The 16,734-nt window shown below is 47.6% G+C and carries 23 protein-coding genes; 18 read left to right on the top strand and 5 right to left on the bottom strand.

Annotated elements, in window-relative coordinates:
- The first annotated feature begins 659 nt into the window (after positions 1 to 659).
- From VRUMOI_RS18035 to VRUMOI_RS18020, 4 genes are read left to right on the top strand one after another with little or no spacing between them, the layout of a single operon-like run.
- Positions 660 to 932: a helix-turn-helix domain-containing protein gene (locus VRUMOI_RS18035; RefSeq protein WP_023043913.1), complete on the top strand. Its 273-nt coding sequence runs from the start codon at positions 660 to 662 to the stop codon at positions 930 to 932.
- Positions 932 to 1,465, top strand: a complete 534-nt coding sequence (locus tag VRUMOI_RS18030; protein WP_071681572.1) for a transglycosylase SLT domain-containing protein — start codon at positions 932 to 934, stop codon at positions 1,463 to 1,465. Before VRUMOI_RS18035 ends, VRUMOI_RS18030 begins: the two co-directional genes overlap by 1 nt.
- An 11-nt stretch (positions 1,466 to 1,476) precedes the next feature.
- On the top strand, positions 1,477 to 2,085 hold the full coding sequence (locus VRUMOI_RS18025; RefSeq protein ID WP_071681570.1) for a transcriptional regulator: 609 nt from the start codon (positions 1,477 to 1,479) through the stop codon (positions 2,083 to 2,085).
- Positions 2,082 to 2,633, top strand: coding sequence for a FlhC family transcriptional regulator (locus VRUMOI_RS18020; protein ID WP_071681630.1), 552 nt, complete (start codon positions 2,082 to 2,084; stop codon positions 2,631 to 2,633). Before VRUMOI_RS18025 ends, VRUMOI_RS18020 begins: the two co-directional genes overlap by 4 nt.
- Positions 2,634 to 2,692: 59 nt before the next feature.
- Here VRUMOI_RS18020 and VRUMOI_RS18015 read toward each other — a convergent pair whose 3' ends face one another.
- The 3 genes from VRUMOI_RS18015 to VRUMOI_RS18005 are packed head-to-tail and all read right to left on the bottom strand — an operon-like array spanning position 2,693 to position 4,407.
- On the bottom strand, positions 2,693 to 3,112 hold the full coding sequence (locus VRUMOI_RS18015) for an H-NS family histone-like protein (protein ID WP_071681568.1): 420 nt from the start codon (positions 3,110 to 3,112) through the stop codon (positions 2,693 to 2,695).
- A gap of 1 nt (position 3,113) precedes the next feature.
- On the bottom strand, positions 3,114 to 3,407 hold the full coding sequence (locus VRUMOI_RS18010; protein WP_071681566.1) for a hypothetical protein: 294 nt from the start codon (positions 3,405 to 3,407) through the stop codon (positions 3,114 to 3,116).
- A 16-nt stretch (positions 3,408 to 3,423) separates the two neighbouring features.
- Positions 3,424 to 4,407: a ParM/StbA family protein gene (locus VRUMOI_RS18005; protein ID WP_036845016.1), complete on the bottom strand. Its 984-nt coding sequence runs from the start codon at positions 4,405 to 4,407 to the stop codon at positions 3,424 to 3,426.
- A gap of 498 nt (positions 4,408 to 4,905) precedes the next feature.
- Between VRUMOI_RS18005 and mobI the strand changes: the two genes are divergently transcribed.
- The 3 genes from mobI to VRUMOI_RS17990 are packed head-to-tail and all read left to right on the top strand — an operon-like array spanning position 4,906 to position 6,822.
- Complete coding sequence (gene mobI, locus VRUMOI_RS18000) at positions 4,906 to 5,445, top strand: conjugative transfer protein MobI(A/C) (RefSeq protein WP_161783458.1); 540 nt, start codon at positions 4,906 to 4,908, stop codon at positions 5,443 to 5,445.
- A 4-nt stretch (positions 5,446 to 5,449) separates the two neighbouring features.
- Positions 5,450 to 5,737 carry a hypothetical protein gene (locus tag VRUMOI_RS17995; protein ID WP_041573997.1) on the top strand — a complete coding sequence of 96 codons (288 nt, stop codon included), beginning with the start codon at positions 5,450 to 5,452 and terminating at the stop codon, positions 5,735 to 5,737.
- Entirely contained in the window at positions 5,722 to 6,822 is a 1,101-nt protein-coding gene (locus tag VRUMOI_RS17990) for a RepB family plasmid replication initiator protein (protein WP_022635569.1), read from the top strand. Before VRUMOI_RS17995 ends, VRUMOI_RS17990 begins: the two co-directional genes overlap by 16 nt.
- A gap of 979 nt (positions 6,823 to 7,801) precedes the next feature.
- Here VRUMOI_RS17990 and VRUMOI_RS17975 read toward each other — a convergent pair.
- Both VRUMOI_RS17975 and VRUMOI_RS17970 read right to left on the bottom strand, forming a co-directional pair.
- Positions 7,802 to 8,236 carry a hypothetical protein gene (locus VRUMOI_RS17975; RefSeq protein ID WP_041573998.1) on the bottom strand — a complete coding sequence of 145 codons (435 nt, stop codon included), beginning with the start codon at positions 8,234 to 8,236 and terminating at the stop codon, positions 7,802 to 7,804.
- Positions 8,237 to 8,253: 17 nt separating this feature from the next.
- Positions 8,254 to 9,369 (bottom strand): phosphoadenosine phosphosulfate reductase domain-containing protein, encoded by a 1,116-nt coding sequence (locus VRUMOI_RS17970; RefSeq protein ID WP_089140471.1) that lies wholly within the window; start codon positions 9,367 to 9,369, stop codon positions 8,254 to 8,256.
- 265 nt (positions 9,370 to 9,634) lie between these two features.
- Here VRUMOI_RS17970 and VRUMOI_RS17965 point away from each other — a divergent pair, with 265 nt between their 5' ends.
- From VRUMOI_RS17965 to VRUMOI_RS17915, 11 genes are all read left to right on the top strand, one after another.
- Positions 9,635 to 10,243 (top strand): hypothetical protein, encoded by a 609-nt coding sequence (locus VRUMOI_RS17965; RefSeq protein ID WP_162598458.1) that lies wholly within the window; start codon positions 9,635 to 9,637, stop codon positions 10,241 to 10,243.
- Positions 10,244 to 10,247: 4 nt separating this feature from the next.
- Positions 10,248 to 10,769: a hypothetical protein gene (locus VRUMOI_RS17960; RefSeq protein ID WP_089140470.1), complete on the top strand. Its 522-nt coding sequence runs from the start codon at positions 10,248 to 10,250 to the stop codon at positions 10,767 to 10,769.
- A 2-nt stretch (positions 10,770 to 10,771) separates the two neighbouring features.
- Positions 10,772 to 11,293 carry a hypothetical protein gene (locus VRUMOI_RS17955; protein WP_071681555.1) on the top strand — a complete coding sequence of 174 codons (522 nt, stop codon included), beginning with the start codon at positions 10,772 to 10,774 and terminating at the stop codon, positions 11,291 to 11,293.
- A 98-nt stretch (positions 11,294 to 11,391) separates the two neighbouring features.
- Complete coding sequence (locus VRUMOI_RS17950) at positions 11,392 to 11,865, top strand: hypothetical protein (protein ID WP_013141668.1); 474 nt, start codon at positions 11,392 to 11,394, stop codon at positions 11,863 to 11,865.
- 10 nt (positions 11,866 to 11,875) lie between these two features.
- Entirely contained in the window at positions 11,876 to 12,169 is a 294-nt protein-coding gene (locus tag VRUMOI_RS17945) for a hypothetical protein (protein ID WP_162598457.1), read from the top strand.
- A gap of 4 nt (positions 12,170 to 12,173) precedes the next feature.
- Positions 12,174 to 13,025, top strand: a complete 852-nt coding sequence (locus VRUMOI_RS17940; protein WP_071681552.1) for a hypothetical protein — start codon at positions 12,174 to 12,176, stop codon at positions 13,023 to 13,025.
- Complete coding sequence (gene sppA / locus VRUMOI_RS17935; RefSeq protein WP_162598456.1) at positions 13,025 to 13,984, top strand: signal peptide peptidase SppA; 960 nt, start codon at positions 13,025 to 13,027, stop codon at positions 13,982 to 13,984. Before VRUMOI_RS17940 ends, sppA begins: the two co-directional genes overlap by 1 nt.
- Positions 13,985 to 13,999: 15 nt before the next feature.
- On the top strand, positions 14,000 to 14,860 hold the full coding sequence (locus tag VRUMOI_RS17930) for a DsbA family protein (protein ID WP_071681551.1): 861 nt from the start codon (positions 14,000 to 14,002) through the stop codon (positions 14,858 to 14,860).
- Between the two features lie 32 nt (positions 14,861 to 14,892).
- A complete protein-coding gene (locus tag VRUMOI_RS17925; protein WP_089140469.1) occupies positions 14,893 to 15,321 on the top strand; it encodes a hypothetical protein in 429 nt (142 codons plus the stop codon).
- A 56-nt stretch (positions 15,322 to 15,377) separates the two neighbouring features.
- On the top strand, positions 15,378 to 15,740 hold the full coding sequence (locus VRUMOI_RS17920; RefSeq protein WP_089140468.1) for a hypothetical protein: 363 nt from the start codon (positions 15,378 to 15,380) through the stop codon (positions 15,738 to 15,740).
- Complete coding sequence (locus tag VRUMOI_RS17915) at positions 15,733 to 16,731, top strand: hypothetical protein (RefSeq protein ID WP_089140467.1); 999 nt, start codon at positions 15,733 to 15,735, stop codon at positions 16,729 to 16,731. Before VRUMOI_RS17920 ends, VRUMOI_RS17915 begins: the two co-directional genes overlap by 8 nt.
- Positions 16,732 to 16,734: the final 3 nt, after the last annotated feature.

The raw sequence follows: 16,734 nt of genomic DNA, 5'->3' as shown, positions 1-16,734 counted from the left end.
GAAAATTTGACTATTTTTTGCTAAGAAAGCATTTCATCAAGAAAATTTATGATTAAAATGCGCTCCGAAACTTTCACATGTGAAAGTCAGACCTTACGGAACAAGGCATTTGTTGACAAACCATTACATAGTTGAACATGTCAAACAGATCGCATAAACTATGCTACAGGCCATTGCTAACGTTTTGGTCCCTATCTGCAACATCGCAGAGTCTTTATTTCCAAATATCTCATTTTGTAAACTCCATCATCCTTGTGTGGTCGGGGCGCTCCTTTGCCTTCCCTGCCCTCCTCAGCTCCTGCTGTATTCGCAATTTCAGCCCTCGCTGTATCCATAAAATCACTTATACCAAAACGCTATTATATATCCCAAAATATCGCACCTCCCGTGCGCTATTTCCGTCATTCCATTGGCGCACTTTCTAATACTATTTCAAAATAATTTGTATCTTATTTATTACTAATAATATTGTAACTTTGTACTGTCGGTACAAAGTTAAGTGTATGTTTTTAAAGGTTTTCTATTGTTTACAGCATCATTATTTGGGCTTATAAAGGGCGCAAAATATGTCAGTTTGTGACAATAGAGAAACTCTAAAAGCGTTCATTTAATAACGCACTTTTAGTATTGGTAATAACGCAGTTTAAGGGGTGGCAACAATGGACAAATGCCAAGTAATAGACATCCCAATCGACCCGGAGAAAAAACGCGAATGGATCAAGTACAAATTAAAGATCCAGGGGCTTTCTCTGGCCGCATTGGGTAGAAAACACAAAACTTCTCGGCAGGTAGTGTCTACAGCACTCTACAAGCCCAGCCCACGTTGGGAGCACGAGATAGCGACAGCTTTGGGTATGAAGCCGTCTGAGATTTGGCCTGAGCGGTATGACGAAGAACACGAAATACCCATTAAACATAAGGAGGCAAGCTGATGAAGAACAAAGCAAAAGTATTGGTTCTTTCTGCGGCTCTCTTGTCGTCAACAGCAAATGCTATTGACCTGAGTGGGACGGTCTTCGACAAAGCTGCGAAAGCACATAACCTTGATCCTCTTCTGGTGTATTCGGTCGCATTGGCCGAATCTGCCTCTGGACGAGGTAACGGCGCTATAAGTCCTTGGCCTTGGACGCTTCGCGTTCCGGGGCTTCCTTTCTATGCCAAGTCGGAAGACCAGGCCAAGGCGAAGCTGGCTGAATTTCAGCAACAGTATGGACGGGCAATTGATGTTGGGTTCATGCAAGTGAACATCCGTTGGAATGGTCACAGAGTATCTTCACCAGCAGAACTTCTTAACCCTGAAACCAACGTAATGGTTGGTGCAGAAGTGCTTTCAGAAGCCATTCAGTCATCTCCAAATGATTTGGAGCTTGGTATTGGCCGTTATCATGCATGGGAAGACGAAATCCGAGCCAGAAACTACGGTAGTCGAGTCTTGGCTATCTATCGCAACCTTCGTGATTTGTGAGGGGGAGCGAAATGTTAGAACTAGACATTATTGGGGCTTGGGATGCTAAAGCGGTCAACCTCGATCAAGAAAAAGCAGACAGAAACGTCTACGAATTCGATCTTACACTTTGGAATCTGCTTTGCTCTCTGGCAAAAGAACGTCCAGAGGACGCGGCCTCACAATTTGCTTTGGGCATGGGCACGGTACAAAAATTATCACTGGCGACACCTTCCCAATTAGAAGCGCTTGCCTCTGGCGTACTGATTTCTTTCAAGCTGGAAACAGCAGAACAGAACATCTTAACGCGGCTATCAGGAGCCTATGATCCCGTTGTTTTCATCAATCATAGCGTCGATGAGTTTGATGCGGCCTATTGGTTGCTATTTAACCGCGTTGCTTCGAGAGACCCGGAGATGGCTAAAGAAGTTTTCGGTGTATCGAGAGAGCTTTCGGAGCTGGTGGCAAAAGCAACAGATAGTCAATTGCGTCATATGTCTGGAACAACAGTAACGCATTTTACACTGCGTTTCGCTCCCAGCATCATTGAAGAAATCCTTGATGATAGTCGGGATGAGGTAACACACCCAGTATTGAAAAAACTGCAACAGTCTCTACAGGGACGTGGGAGGTGGAGATGAACATTGGCAGCTCTGGTACATTGGGTCGGTGGGTTACAGCTAGACACATGGCCCTCGCCGGATACATCACAAAAATTATCATGATCGAGACAGGGCTGACCTATAAGCAGGTCCGACGGCTTTATCAAGATTTGGAAAGAGATGGATACACTCTGGAGCGAAAGTCCAGGACGTTCAGAGGTGGTGCGACACTTATCCATAGCCATACGTCCAAGATACAGGCATCACTTTTGATGCAGCTCTATTTCAACATTGGTGGGGAAGCAGTGTTACGTTCTGTGAACATAAAAGCCCTAAATAAGGCGTTCAGAATGTATCACGCTATTCGCAAAGAAGTGCCAGGAATGAAAGGTGCGCGATGGGCTCCGTTTGATATTACCGACGCTTGGTGTCTTGCTTCTGAGTTACGAAGTGGGGACGCAATGCTGGAAGAATGCGATAATTGCAAATGCACATACTTCACTTCTGTCAATCAAAGAACCTGCGTTGAGTGTCCGTTCTGCAAGGAACAAGGAAGGCATGGTGGTGGGGAGAAAGAGTGTGCTTGAGTAGCCTATGACATTTTCAACTAAAAGATGAGCGCCTCAACTTTGCGGCGCTCATTTTTTTACTTTTTCTGCGGTATACGAAAGCGTTCTAGCTCAACACGCCCCAACCCCTTAAAGGCATCGGGGCGACGGCCTTGACCGCTCCAGGATACGCCGTCTTTTGAATATTTCGCATTATCAGGTTCTGATTTGCTTGTGTACATCTCATTGAGAAGATTGATGTCCACTCCACATGATTCCATGTCACTCATTATTCGCTCGGCCTGAGCTCGCTTTTCTTTTTCTTCTTCTTCTCGCTTTTTGTACTCTTCCTCCAGTTCATTAAGAACACCTTTCATTCTGTCTATGATCTCCCGAACTTCATCCAGCGGGAGACCTCGTAATAGAGTGCGTATCCGGCTTTTTCGCTTTAACTCTGCGATTATTAATTCTCTACGTTCAGCCGCTGATAGCGTAGAGAATTCCTCGTGGTCTTTCATGTTATACGGAGCCCATCAGTTTTCCTTTAAGTTGATCACGCTTGGAGTCCAGTTTATCTTCAACCTGCAACTGCTCAGGTTGAGACTTAGCAATTTGATGCTCTGAACTCGGTTGCCCAAAAGACCCAATGTTGCCAGAAAAACGAAGAGAATAAAGCCCCAATAGAGCAAGTGCGCGCAGCCGATCACTACGCGCCTTGTGCTGCATCTGGGACAGCTCACGATATAACTCCGGAAATCCTTGCTCCGAAATATTCAGATTAGATATTTTCCCATCCCATTTGCTACCAGCCACTACGACCTCCTATCTATTAGCCGCAGTACCAGAAGCCTCTGGCATTGGATGCCACGGATTCTTTGGGTAGTACGATCCTACTCTTAGGAAAAAGCTCTTTGGCTGCATCCTGGTATGCTTCGGCACCACCACCAGCCAGCAGAACAACATCAGCATCCATCCCGTCTTCCCGCATTGACTTACGCATAGGGACTAATGCGTTTTGAGCCACCTTGGCTGAAGCCTTCTTAAAGTAATCTTTGATCGATACCTTCTCACCATAGAGAAAAATTTCAGTCTTACCGGCGCGAATTGCTTTTTCGATCTTTTCTATGCCAGGCGCACCACCGTGGTCTTCTTGGATGAGTCGATTAGTTTCTTGTAGCAACATCGACATGGCCTTTAGGCTGGTGCCAGATGAGTGATAACGAACTTCACCTTCTTCAAGCGCAACCCAGTCAACAGAGAAAAATCCGGGGTCAATAACAACAGTTTTCCCTCCCTGAATAATTTCGAGTAGGTCATCATCCTTTGTAGAGCTGACAATATCCATGTAAGCACCGGCAGGTTGAGGCACAACCACGACAGACTTAACCGTTACCGTTCGTTTAGGTGTGATCTGGTGCTCACCCTCCAGCCGAGCTTTCAATGCCTCTCTGAGTTCCGCTTCCATGTACTGGCTTACTGGAAGACCTGTCACCAGCACATCAATTTCCTTCTGTTCCGACATCAGAAGTGCAGCGTAAAAAAGAGCCTTATACGGTTTCGTTGATGGGTAGTCACCGTGAAGCTCTCGCTCCCACCCTTGCAGACGGTCAGGTTCAACACCAGCAACCCACTTCTCCCCATCAATCACAACCTGAATACAGGTCCCAGCGCCACCAGTTAACTGCTGTGGCATCAGTTCCAGTGGACCAGCGCCAACAGGCATAACAACAGTACGAGCTTCTTCACCTTTATGACCCATAGCCATTTTCAGGTTGGAGTAGCCAATATCCAAACCCATAACAAACTGATTCATGAAATCCTCCAAAGATTGCTTTTTGATTGCTTTTCGATTGTCTTTCTCTTGTTGGAGAGAGAATACAGCCTGACTAAGGCCTATATAGCCTCTGTAGTTGCCCAAAAGGGGCGTTTAGATTGCTTTTCGGTGGCTTTTGGGTTTTATAACCGGCCATACATGTGGGTATGCTGCACGGATAGATAAATTAATGACGACAGCACCCCACCACATATCAAGCACTCCTTTACCAGTACCCATAGTGATCTCGTAAATATTTGGAATCTTATGGTTTTTTATCCAATCTATCTGGAATCTTGCCTAGTGGATTCACATAGAAATTATGGGCATCTGAATTAAGGCTGTAAGATTCCAGATAGATAGAGGGGTATTTGACAAATTCCAAAGATGGGGTAGCCTAGTAACAGGATTAGATTCCAATATTGGAATAATCAGCTTTAAATTCCAGATAGATAGTTATGTGGATAGGAATTGGATAGGAATTGGGAGGGTTTTGAAGTGAGTCTACCAAAAGAGCGATGGTTGGATCTGCTAGATCCTAAGCTCGAAGAAGAACGATCCGAGATAACAGAAGATCTGCTTGAGGCAGAAGGTCGAGAGTTTGTCACGGAGTTACGGAGCAAGCTGGATCACGCTATAGCTGTTCTTGCTGTCGAAGCACAGCAGGAAGCAGATATGTACTGGAACGCGCACAGGTCTGCGCGTGAAGAAGCATCGGAGGACGAACAAGGGCGTGTTGGTACACGAGTTCGCATTCTAGGTGTATCACTCGTTGCAGAGTGGTATCGCAACAGATTTGTCGAACAGGTTCCAGGTCAAAAGAAAAGGGTTCTATCAACACATATCAAGAAGGGCCGAGGTCACGCCTACAGCATGTCGCACTTCAAGAAAGAGCCAGCTTGGGCACAAGAGCTTATCCAGCAAGTAGAAAGCAGGTATGCCGCGTTAAGACAAAGAGCGACAGCGTTAGCAAAAATTCGCCGGGCGCTTAACGAGTATGAGCGACTGCTAAACAAGACTCATAACGATGAGGTGTAATAACATGACAGTATCTGTAGCGGCCACTGAGCTGGCGAAGCTCGGCAAATGCGAAACGATGATAAAAAGATTTGCTAAGCATCCTCGCCCTGCCCCAGCAAAACGCCCACAATCGCCACAGGGAACCGATAACACCCTTAGAGGTGAGTTCGCCCATTTTCGGTATGAAGCTGCTGCCCTGCGCTTCATGAACAGTGCTGCGGGGGCTAAGCGTCGCATCTACCAGTTAGTGTTTGCAGCAACGGTAGCAGCGGGAGTATTGACACTGCTGGCGGCATGGACCACCAGCTAGATAGTATCGACGGAACAATCATGAGCAAGAGAACCAAAGACAAAGACGTGGAGAAACTAGACGTAATCAAAGACTCACCACAAATGAGCCTGTTTGAGATCATTGAGTCTCCGGCCAAAAAGGACGACTACTCCAACACCATCGAAATTTACGATGCGCTGCCCAAGTACATCTGGGACCAAAAGAGAGAACACGAAGACCTTTCTAACGCTGTAGTGACGAGACAATGCTCAATCAGAGGTCAGCAGTTCACAGTAAAAGTGAAACCAGCCATCATCGAGAAAGATGACGGTAGAACCGTTCTGATCTATGCAGGACAGCGAGAGGAAATCCTTGAGGATGCGTTACGCAAGCTCGCGGTGAACGGCAAAGGACACATGATCGAAGGCAAAGCCGGAGTTATGTTCACTCTGTACGAACTCCAAAAAGAGCTGTCAAAGATGGGTCACGGTTACAACCTGAACGAGATCAAGGAAGCCATTCAAGTTTGTCGCGGTGCAACACTCGAATGTATTAGTAATGACGGCGAAGCCTTCATCAGCTCCAGCTTCTTCCCGATGGTGGGCTTGACCACCAGAGGTGAGTTCCGTAAGAAAGGTGGTAACGCCAGGTGCTATGTGCAGTTTAACCCTCTGGTAAACGAATCGATCATGAATCTGTCGTTTCGTCAGTACAACTACAAGATCGGAATGCAAATCCGCTCCCCTCTCGCCCGGTACATCTACAAAAGAATGAGTCACTACTGGACTCAAGCATCCCCAGATTCGCCATACACGCCATCACTTATCAGCTTTCTGACCCAGAGCCCTCGTGAGCTCAGCCCACGTATGCCAGAAAACGTCAGGGCCATGAAGCTCGCGCTGGAAGCTCTCATCAAACAAGAGGTCATAAGTGATTACGACGCGAACCAGATTAAGGATGGCCGCAAAGTCATCGACGTGCGTTACGTCATAAGGCCTCACGAGAACTTCGTGAAGCAGGTAATGGCATCCAACAAGCGTAAGCAGCAAACAGAACTAAGAGCCATTAAGCAAGGCATGATTGATCACGACATCATTGATGAGCGCCAGCGTAAGGGACGATAGCTGCCAGCATCTCCTTGCTGAGGGATCATGAAAAAGGCGCTGATGCGCCTTTTTTCATGCGTAGAGGAAATTCGATCTCCAAGGCTTCCAGTCAAATCCAGAAAACGGGATGACATCGGCATATGGGAAACCTGCACGTATACAACGAACTGGAGACCATATGCAGCGGGGACTTTCGCTCTATATATGGGTTTGTTGCACGTTAAATAACGGTGCAACCTTAAAACCGTGCAAGCTCGGTAGAAACTCTGCAATAGGGAGTCTCGCAAGACTAAGGCTGAACTTGTAAGACATTGATACTTAAAGGACTGATGTGTGGGGGAGCTGCACGTTATGGGGTTTGATATATGGGAGCGTTGCACGATTGACAAAGCAGAACAAAGATTGACAGGACAGGACAAACACTAAAAGTGGTCAAAATTACCCTGACAGTCCAAAGTGTGACCATGTTCACGCTGAGAAAGGCTAAAAGTTATCCACATTTCCTGTGTATAAGCACGAGGTTGGTATGTGGGTACGCTGCACGGCTACATGTGGGTATGCTGCACGGTGCAAAAAACGACCAAATTTGATATGTGGGTACGTTGCACGTTAGTAGAAAATATATGGGGCAACTGCACGTTTAAGGGAAAACATATGGGTACGTTGCACGAACGACAACACAAATATATGGGAACGCTGCACGAACGGTATGTTTTTTAAAGATTTTGTGGAAAAAAAGGGGGTTCCGTGTGGATAACAGTGGATAAGATCCAGAGGCATATGGGAACACTGCACGGCAACCTATGGGAACGCTGCACGTAACTATGTGGGTTCTTTGCACGGTACAAACAGGGGATTCTCAATAATATCAAGGCGTTGACGGCATATTTAGAGCGGCTAACCTATCTTTAACCGCTTTTAATCCTTTATACAAAGATCAAAGATCTTTATATTTATCCTTATGATCGCTGAACAAAAAGTAATCACCTTTGTTTTTTTAGAAAAAAGTCTCGTGCAATAGGCCAAACACGATTAGTATCACCAACAATGCAAACATAGACAGCACAAAGTAACCCGACTCATACAGCACAGTTTTGATCAATGAGGTAATGCGTATAGATCTTCCAGAGATCCGCCCAACGATCCATTGATATGCAACGAACGAACCTAGACCACAGAGCAACACTACCACCACAGAAACAAAAGAATGATCCCTCAGAACAGACTCACTCAACAGACCGTACTGGATACTTAAAAATACGAGTTTGCCTATTCCAAAACCCAGACCTAAAGCAACGATTCCTCGCACCAGCACTACCTTAAAAGACTGAACCCATGTCAAATCAAGATCCATTGCCTTCCGCGAAGAACGGCGCACCAGCACAGTGGATATAACTAAGCCCAAAAACACCAAAAGAACAAAATCAAACATTGCCACCTCAGCACAAATCAATCAGAACCACAGGCCTCTCGGCCAAACGCACCACCAGGAAGAGCCCACCTCTGACCCTCAGGTACGAAAATAGGGAGTGTGTAACTTTCTCTGGATACCTGCTCCAACGCTTCAATATCACTTATATGTATCGGCGCAACAGCAGAACCTAAATCAATAACGTCAATTTTTTTCCTTGATACCGTTACACCAAAGGTTTGTTCATACCGAGCAATATTCCAAGCTCTATCAGGCCAGTAGTGACGGATCGTGGACCAAATCCGTTGTGAGTTGTAGATACAAGTCATACATGACGACCGGCTCCAGCCAAGCCGATATGGAACAGGAGCCAGGATACGATGACGCTCTATCACCTCCCAGACTTGCTCCTCGCTCCAGTGGAGAACTGGTCTCCAAGCATCCACTAACCGTGCAGTCTTCCCATATCTTCTGTCACAAGCATGGGCTTCGAGCTGGTTATACTTCGATCTGTTTGCACTTTCCTCACGTCTCTCACCAGTGATAAAAAGGATCTTCTTCTCCTTAAAGCGCTCCTGGTTATTAATCGCCCTACGGCCCACATCAATCTTCAAGGCAGATGAGCACCAACGTGTTTGCAATGACGGCGATTGCTGTGGAAAACGAAGGCGTGTGCCAGGCTTAGATCTATTATGGTCTCTAGGCAGCACCAGAAGCCCCTCAGGCGTTTCTACGCGATGGGGGTGGCTGTAGGTATTCTCCTTGAGCATTTCCCCCTCAAAACCGCCCTCAAGCCATGAGAAGTACATTGGGATACCCAGTGCATCCCCAAGCTGACGGCAGTAATCACGCATAAAGGCCCAATCCATCAAAGAACTACCTTCCTGCCCGTCAACGTCATGGTGCCAGAATTCCACCTTTGACTTATCAACCCCCATGTCTACCAGTCGCAGATACGCAGCAATTGAGTCTTTGCCACCTGACAGACAAACAATGATGTGGTCGTACAAACTCAAGTCCACATCCGGAGCAGAGAAGTACGTTGTTCTTTCATCACAAACCTGCTTTGAAGACATACCGGTAAGAACCGATTCCAAGGATGGCAAGATCACATGGTCATCGAACAGATCTCGTTGATTTTCTCGTTTTAACATAAGCCGATTTTTTTCTTTACTGGGTTGTTTTTATGATTTACAGTATTATAAAATGATACTGTAAAAAGTAAAGTTTTCAGATCGACTAATCACTCAGGAGAACTTGAGAAGCACCAAAAAGCAATCTAAAGGTGGTTTTTCGGTGATTGGTGTTCAGGTGGCACCTGTCGCAATTAGTTAAAAGTCATTAGAAAGTGGTTTTTTGGTGGGTTTACAGTTTGGAGATGAGTATGTGGGAACATTGCACGGATAAAGGGGGCCGCACATGAAAGCGATTAAGCGGTTCATCATATGGGTTAATTACGGGCTTGAGGGCTGGAGCATTTTTGGTTCAAGCGATGACTGGGATGAAGCTGTATCCATCCGCTCAGAAGCTATAGACGAATGCAGTATTGATGAAGATGACATCATCCTGGCTGAGAACAAAAACGAGCTGGTGGTGAAGCCAGTGGCTAAACAGATGACAGAGTGGCACCGAGAGCTGGAAGCTGTCCTTATGACACTTGACGACTGCCAAATGGAATGTGACGGCATGACATGGGCGGTAAGTCACCTACTGAACGAAGCTGGTGTCCCGCATGACTGCATGTATGGATTTGTGCGAAACGAACAGACCAAGGACATCGTTACACCTCATTTTTGGGTTGTCCTGGATGATGGTTGGCTGGTGGATCTTAGGCTTCGCATGTGGCTTGGCGATCACGACAACATTCCTCACGGGGTATTTCATACCGATAACGAGCCCGGATTTTTCTACAAGGGAGACCCTGTTCAAAACCATAAAGGGATGAGATTGGGCAAAGCTGTCCTGGACATCATGACCGACGGAAAACTTTCACATGTGAAAGTTCCTGAACGACAAGACGGAGAATAATAGCGTGGAATTTGATTACGACAAATCAGTGTCAAACGCACATCTTGAGGCTGCTGGCTGGGGTATGGATGCCTTTAACCACTCCAATCCATTTGAGAGTCATGTCATCTATGTACGTGATTATCGTAACGATCACATCCGTCTGTTCACAATCAAGCAGGCTGACTTCGACACCATAAAACTCCCCCTTCACCTTACCTCCGACATGCTGGCTTCGGTGATCGCTGAGTTCGTATCAAAGGCTGCAAAAGGAAAATTGAATGCTAAGGAGTCCGATACGCTGGCTCCGGCCTTGGTCGGCTATGCCAAACCAACGGAAACTTACCGGAGCTGGCGAAGAGTGTCAGGGGCAGCAGAGCGATTGCACATGGTAATCAACATTTACGCCGGTTCTGGATTGTTGAGGCCTTTCATTGCTCGGGCTCCTAAGACCGTCCTGACGAGCCAAGAGGTGTTGGCATTCTCATCGCAGGTTAAAGGCATGGATGTATCTAATCATCCTGAGTGGTTTAGGGGTCGGAGGTAGTCATGAAGGCAGCTCTCTGGATATTCGTCCTGATCATCGCCCCTTTCGTCATTGCGAAAGTGGACCAGTGGCGCAAGCGCGGTATTGGAGACACCTGGGCGTGGTGGAAATCAGAGAACATGCCGCCGGAGCTACGATCAGCCACTTTGTTTCTGTCCGAGCAGGATGTATCAACCACTCTGCCGGTGCCAATGCACGGCAGGGTTGATCAGGTGTACCAAACAAAGAGAGGAATTCTCATCCCCCTGGACACAAAGTTACGTCAGATAAACCACATCTATGAGTCAGACATTATCCAGCTCTCTGTTTATCAGGTAATTCTGTCACACAAGTACAAAGTGCCCGTTGCCAAGTACGGCTATGTCCGAACCGTTGTGGAAACAGCAGACGGAGATAAAGTCCGTTACATCAAAACAACCCTTCTTAGCGAAAAAGAAGTGGTCAAGCTGTGGCACCGCTACCAATCGATCCGTTCTGGTCAGGTAAAACCCTCCTGTTCCTGTGGCGGAAAGTTTCACATGTGAAAGTTTTTTTTGTGAAAAATCGGTTGCCCGAATTGGGCAGTTAGGCGGGGTTGCATTTTTAAAAAGTCCTGTACGCTGGTTGGCATAGGAGGTGAATCGTGGCTCAACTTAAACATAACCGCTTAGTCATGTTGGGGTCCCTGATGGCAACAGTTGTAGCTGCCGCTAATGGGTTGAGCTTTATCACCCTTATGGCTGGTGGAATAACCCTTCTCCAGTTCTTGGCTTGGAAGCAACAAGATGCTGTCCAGAGTCGTTTCAAGGCTGCGAAGAATGCTTTTGAAACGTTGAACGTCATTGCGTTCGACAAGCACTGGGTAGGTTCAACCGCGACGGTTGCAAAAGTGTCGAACATGCTTACCCCGGCAGAAAGACTTGATAAACCTTGGGCGGTACAAGTTCTGGCAGTAGCCGAAGGTGGAACCTGGTTCGCAGTTGACCTGCAAGTGACTGGTACTAACAAAGTTCAGATGCTCAGTCTCCACCAGCTCAGTGAAAAGGCAGCAAAGACTATGTTGGCCTTTGACCTCGAAGTGTATGAGAAATTTTTCGGAAAACCTGATGTTGCATGAGGAAAATGTGATGGAAAAAATCAAAAACGTAGATGCTGTGGAATTCACAGTTGAAGATAAAAAAGCGATGACCCATGCGGCATACGCCCAGTGTATCTTCATTCTGGCCCAAGCGCTTGCTTTCCCTTCCCAGGGGATGGCTGGCGCTATGGTTGCAGCTTTATGCGGCATGATGCCGTGGCTGACTAAATTCGCTAAAGAAGCCCCGTCGAAAGCCTTTGGTATGGTGATGGCTTCACTCTGTATTGCACCTGTTTACGGGAAGCTCTGTGAGCTTGTGATCCACGCGATTCAGGGGGCTTGAGCTTATGGGGCTAGTACGAGCTCCCTATCTCTTGGCTGAGCTTAAAGAACGCGGCGGTGATGAATCTGCTCTGGCTAAGATCATGCAGCCCGGTTGCAGGATTGGAGAGGAAGACCTGCGAGCGTTGGCCTCCAAATTAGGGATTGAAATATCCTCTCTGGCTCCAGCGCCAGAGAATGCGGCCAATACCCGGTTCAAAGCAAAGCTGAGAGGAGGTTTGGCCTCCTTTCTTTTTGAGTATGACGGGTGTTTTCGACATGCAGAAGGCTCCAGCCATGCAGAAATGCTGGGTATCGAGCAAGAAGATGATATTGGTCTTCCGAGTCGAGCTGCTGATGCCATGCTCTTGGAAAAGACTCTCTACCAAGTGATAGCTCGGGCCAAATATATGCTGAGCAAGATCGACAGCAAATTTGTTCGGTCAGAACAAGCAATAGAGTTCCGTGAACAACTTGCTCCAGGGATCTTCAAACCTGGTTACAGAGGGTTCCGGTTCAAGGAAGCGGCTTCTGGTGATTTGCCTACTGTCATGATTGATGGTCGGAAATTCAATTGCATTGCCAGTATAGCCAGAGCACATGGACTTGATCCGGTTACAGTGCGGAGACGCATTGCGGATACCGGAAAGACCGCAGAAAAACTCACCAATGATGAGTGGAAACTCATCCTCTCCAAGAAAAAAGGTAAAGGAAAACCCTTCACCTACCAGGATAGAACCTACAGCAATATTGCTCAGTTCTGTCGTGAGCATCAGCTCAACAGCAACCTTGTTTACCAGAAAGTCAAAGATCGGGCTGATAGCACTGATGAGGAGTTCTGGGGACAGATTATTGAAACATGCAAAAGGAACGACTAATGGCAGAAAACAAAGAAATCCCCTGGGAGAGAGAACTCATTGAGAAATACATGTTCACCCTTCACAAAGAGCAAGTGAAAGATCGTCGCTGGCGGACAATGTTGCGTGTGCTTCGTGCATCAGGCTTCGTACTTCTCATGGTCGGCTTCATCATCCTAGCTTCCAATCCAGGTGGAATGCCTTGGCAAAGCGCCAAAGCAGCAGCTCCCCATACCGCCTACATCAACATCCGTGGCGAGATTGCAGCAGGAACGCTGGCAGACGCGGACCATCTTATTCCGTCCATTCAGGCTGCATTCGACAACCCTAACTCTCAAGCGGTAGTTCTTCGCATAAACAGCCCAGGAGGTAGCCCTGTTCAGGCTGGACGGATTTATGAAGAGGTGAAGGCGCAACGGGCTCTGCATCCGGAGAAAAAGGTTTACGCCATCATTGATGACATTGGTGCCTCAGGCGGTTATTACATCGCCTCTTCGGCGGATGAAATCTATGCAGACCGCGCCAGTCTGGTTGGTTCTATCGGCGTTATCAGCTCCGGGTTCGGGTTTACCGGCTTGATGGACAAGCTCGGCATTGAGCGACGGGCTATCACCTCCGGAGAGCACAAAGCACTTCTCGATCCTTTCTCCCCTCTTACCGCTGATATGAAGACGTTCTGGGAAGGAGTTCTATCAAAAACCCACCAGCAGTTCATCGAGCGAGTGAAGGCTGGTCGGGGGGAACGACTGAAAGACGACCAAAAGGTGTTTTCTGGATTGCTCTGGAATGGTGAGCAGGCCAAAGAGATTGGTTTGATTGATGGGCTGGGTAGTTTGAACTCAGTGGCGCGAGACGTCATTCACCAGACCAGCCTAGTGGATTACACACCAACCGAAGACATCATCCGGAGACTGACTCAACGAGCCAAGCTCGAAGCCAACTCGTTCGTGCAAGAACTCAGCGCTGTGAAAGTTTACTGATAGGAGCAATTTGATATGACAGAACAAAGTACCAAAACACTACGCATCGGGGTTATTGCCGCCGTTTTTTTAGGGCTTGTAGGAACCGGCTTCGGGATTTACCAATTCGTGAAAGAGAAAGAGCTGGCGCAAGAAATCGCCAGCGTGAAATCCACTGTGAACCAGGTGAAGGATGCCGAAGGCGTCACTTTCAAGAGCAAAGCCGAGTTTGATGCGGCTGTGGCGGCAAGCATCAACAAGTTTGTCGAGCAAAAACAGCAATCGGACATCGATCAAAAGTATGCCCAGTTTGAGGGGGCTCCCGAAAAGGTTGAGGATGGCAAGCACATCTATGGGGACCTTGGTGCCCGATTCACGCTGGTGGAGTTTTCTGATTTGGAGTGTCCGTACTGCAAGCAATTTCATGACACACCAAAACAGATTGTGGATGCCAGTAAAGGGAATGTGAACTGGCAGTGGAAGCACATGCCCCTCGATTTCCATAACCCGGCTGCTCACAAGGAAGCTCTGGCCGCTGAATGTATTGCAGAGCAGAAAGGCAACCGAGGCTTCTGGGTCTTTATTAATGATGTATTCCAGCGTTCCCAAGGTAACGGGCGCGGCGTTGAAGACCTTGCTTCCGTTGTCACTGGCGTAGGTGCTGATCTGGATGCTTTCCGTGAGTGCCTCAGCTCTGGCAAGTACGAAGATAAAGTTCAAGCTGACATCCAGAAAGCCAAGAGTTACGGCGTTAATGGTACTCCAGCCACCTTTGTTGTAGACAACCAGACAGGTAAGAGTCAGTTACTTGGTGGTGCTCAACCAGCACAAGCCATCATGGCGGTGATGCGAAAAATGATGATTGAGTCGCAACAAGACGACTCAGCGAACCAATAAAACTTTCACATGTGAAAGTGGAGTGAGAACAGATGATCAATACAACAACTAAATTGGGATGTTTGCTTGGGGGGCTGCTTGTCCTGTCGGCTTGTTCCAGCGCCCCTCAGCCAAGCAACGAATACAAGATGGCTCTGGATGATACAAAACAGTTATGTGAGGCATGTGCTTTGGTTGGTAATGACCTGCTGGTGGCCCTTAACAAGTCATGCAATACCCCGATGACCCCTGAGAGTTTTACCGGAGTCATGAATAGCAACCCGATGTTTGCAGCAATGATGGCAATTAACTCCATTGGTGGAACCGATCTCTATCAGGTTTATCGTGACGCAGCCATAGACACCCTGCGTTGCAATGAGATGGACTCTTGGCCTGAACGGACCAAGATTCGTTTCCAGCAGCCCGATATGCAAAAGGTGCTGGCCTTGAAGGTTTCTGCCAGACAGCAGAAAGCAAATTAACTTTCACATGTGAAAGTCAGGCTCTCCGGGGCCTGATTTCACTATGAGGTGAACCTATGGAGTTACAAGAAGCAAAAGAGGCTCTCGATAGCCTTCATCCTCACAAGGCCTCAGCGCCTTTGAGGTTAGTCATCCACCAGCCTGGAGGGATCGGTGGAACCCCTACCGTAGGGGTGAAAGCAATTCATGCTGGGTTTGATTGGGACAGCAACACCATCCTGATCTACCCGGAAGAGCAGCTCACCCGGTTAACGCCGGATGAGGTCGCCGCCATCACGAAGTCAGTATCGAATGGACAATCCTGGCATTCGCAACAGAAGCTCAAGGAGTACCGGGAGAAGCTGATGGAAGCAACAAATGAAAATAGTAGGCTCAAAGCTGAGCTGGAGAAATATTCCAAGGGAGTGAGACATGATTAAAAGCCTAATTCATCAGGGAGCTCGTCAGTTTGGCTACATGCCGGTGGAAAAGCTCAACTACGCGAGAAACATTGCCAAACGTCTTGATGAGCATCGGGAACTGGTCGAAGCCATAGCCAGCAAGACCACCTTATTGTCGCAGTGTGAATGGCACATAGGGCATCTTGCTACACAGGACGACTTCCTGATGCGACTCTACTACCAGGTGCATTCCAAGTGGCCTGAGGAAGATCCATTTGTAAGGCAGAGGCCTCCAATTCTTGGGCCTTCGACCCTCCCAGAATATCCCAGCGAACTTAATACTTACCTCCTTAATAGGGAAGGTAAAAAAAACTCGCACTTGGCGCAGGAAGCAGAATTTGACTATGGCGAAGCCAAGCAGGGGCACTTCTACTTTTACTACATCGGTGATGTGAACGGTTTTGCTATTGGAAAGCGTGACTGGGTTCCTGTCAGCGTTCTGATCGGTTTGGTATCCGGTCGCCAATGGCTGCTCCAGAAGCTATCTGATGGGACTTGGATAGATAGAGAGTCTCCACTCTGGGTTGACTGGGTTAATGCCAATCTCGACGCGGTGATGAGGACTGTAGCCCCGAGCAGGGAAAGGTTCTCTCGCAACATTCCTGATGAGCTGCGCTTAGCAGAGGAGAACTATTACGCCGATGTTCAGGATGTTGATGTCGAAGAGCGCGTGATGGCCCACACCCGGTTCGACACAATGACGCATGAATACCTTCGAGTGATGGCAATTACGTGCCCTGTAAAAGCCACTACAGCATTCGCTCTTGCGGTCCCTCCTGAAATTTATCGTTATCAGCAGACAGCGACGTCAAAGGCCCTGAACAAGGCCACTGGTGAGGCAATCGTCTCTGTCAACAAGATGGCTGTTGCCTGGTTCAAGCATAACGGTTTTGAAGTCGATGAAGAGCTGCAACTCGTGAAGGTCCCAGACTACCAGCCACTGTTCTTTGTCGGCAGTCAAGATTTATAGGAG

This window comes from Vibrio rumoiensis, from assembly GCF_002218045.2.
In the GTDB taxonomy this organism is placed as follows: Bacteria; Pseudomonadota; Gammaproteobacteria; order Enterobacterales; family Vibrionaceae; genus Vibrio; species Vibrio rumoiensis.
The sequence above is the reverse complement of the archived record's forward strand: the minus strand, read 5'-3'. Positions and strand labels throughout refer to the sequence as shown.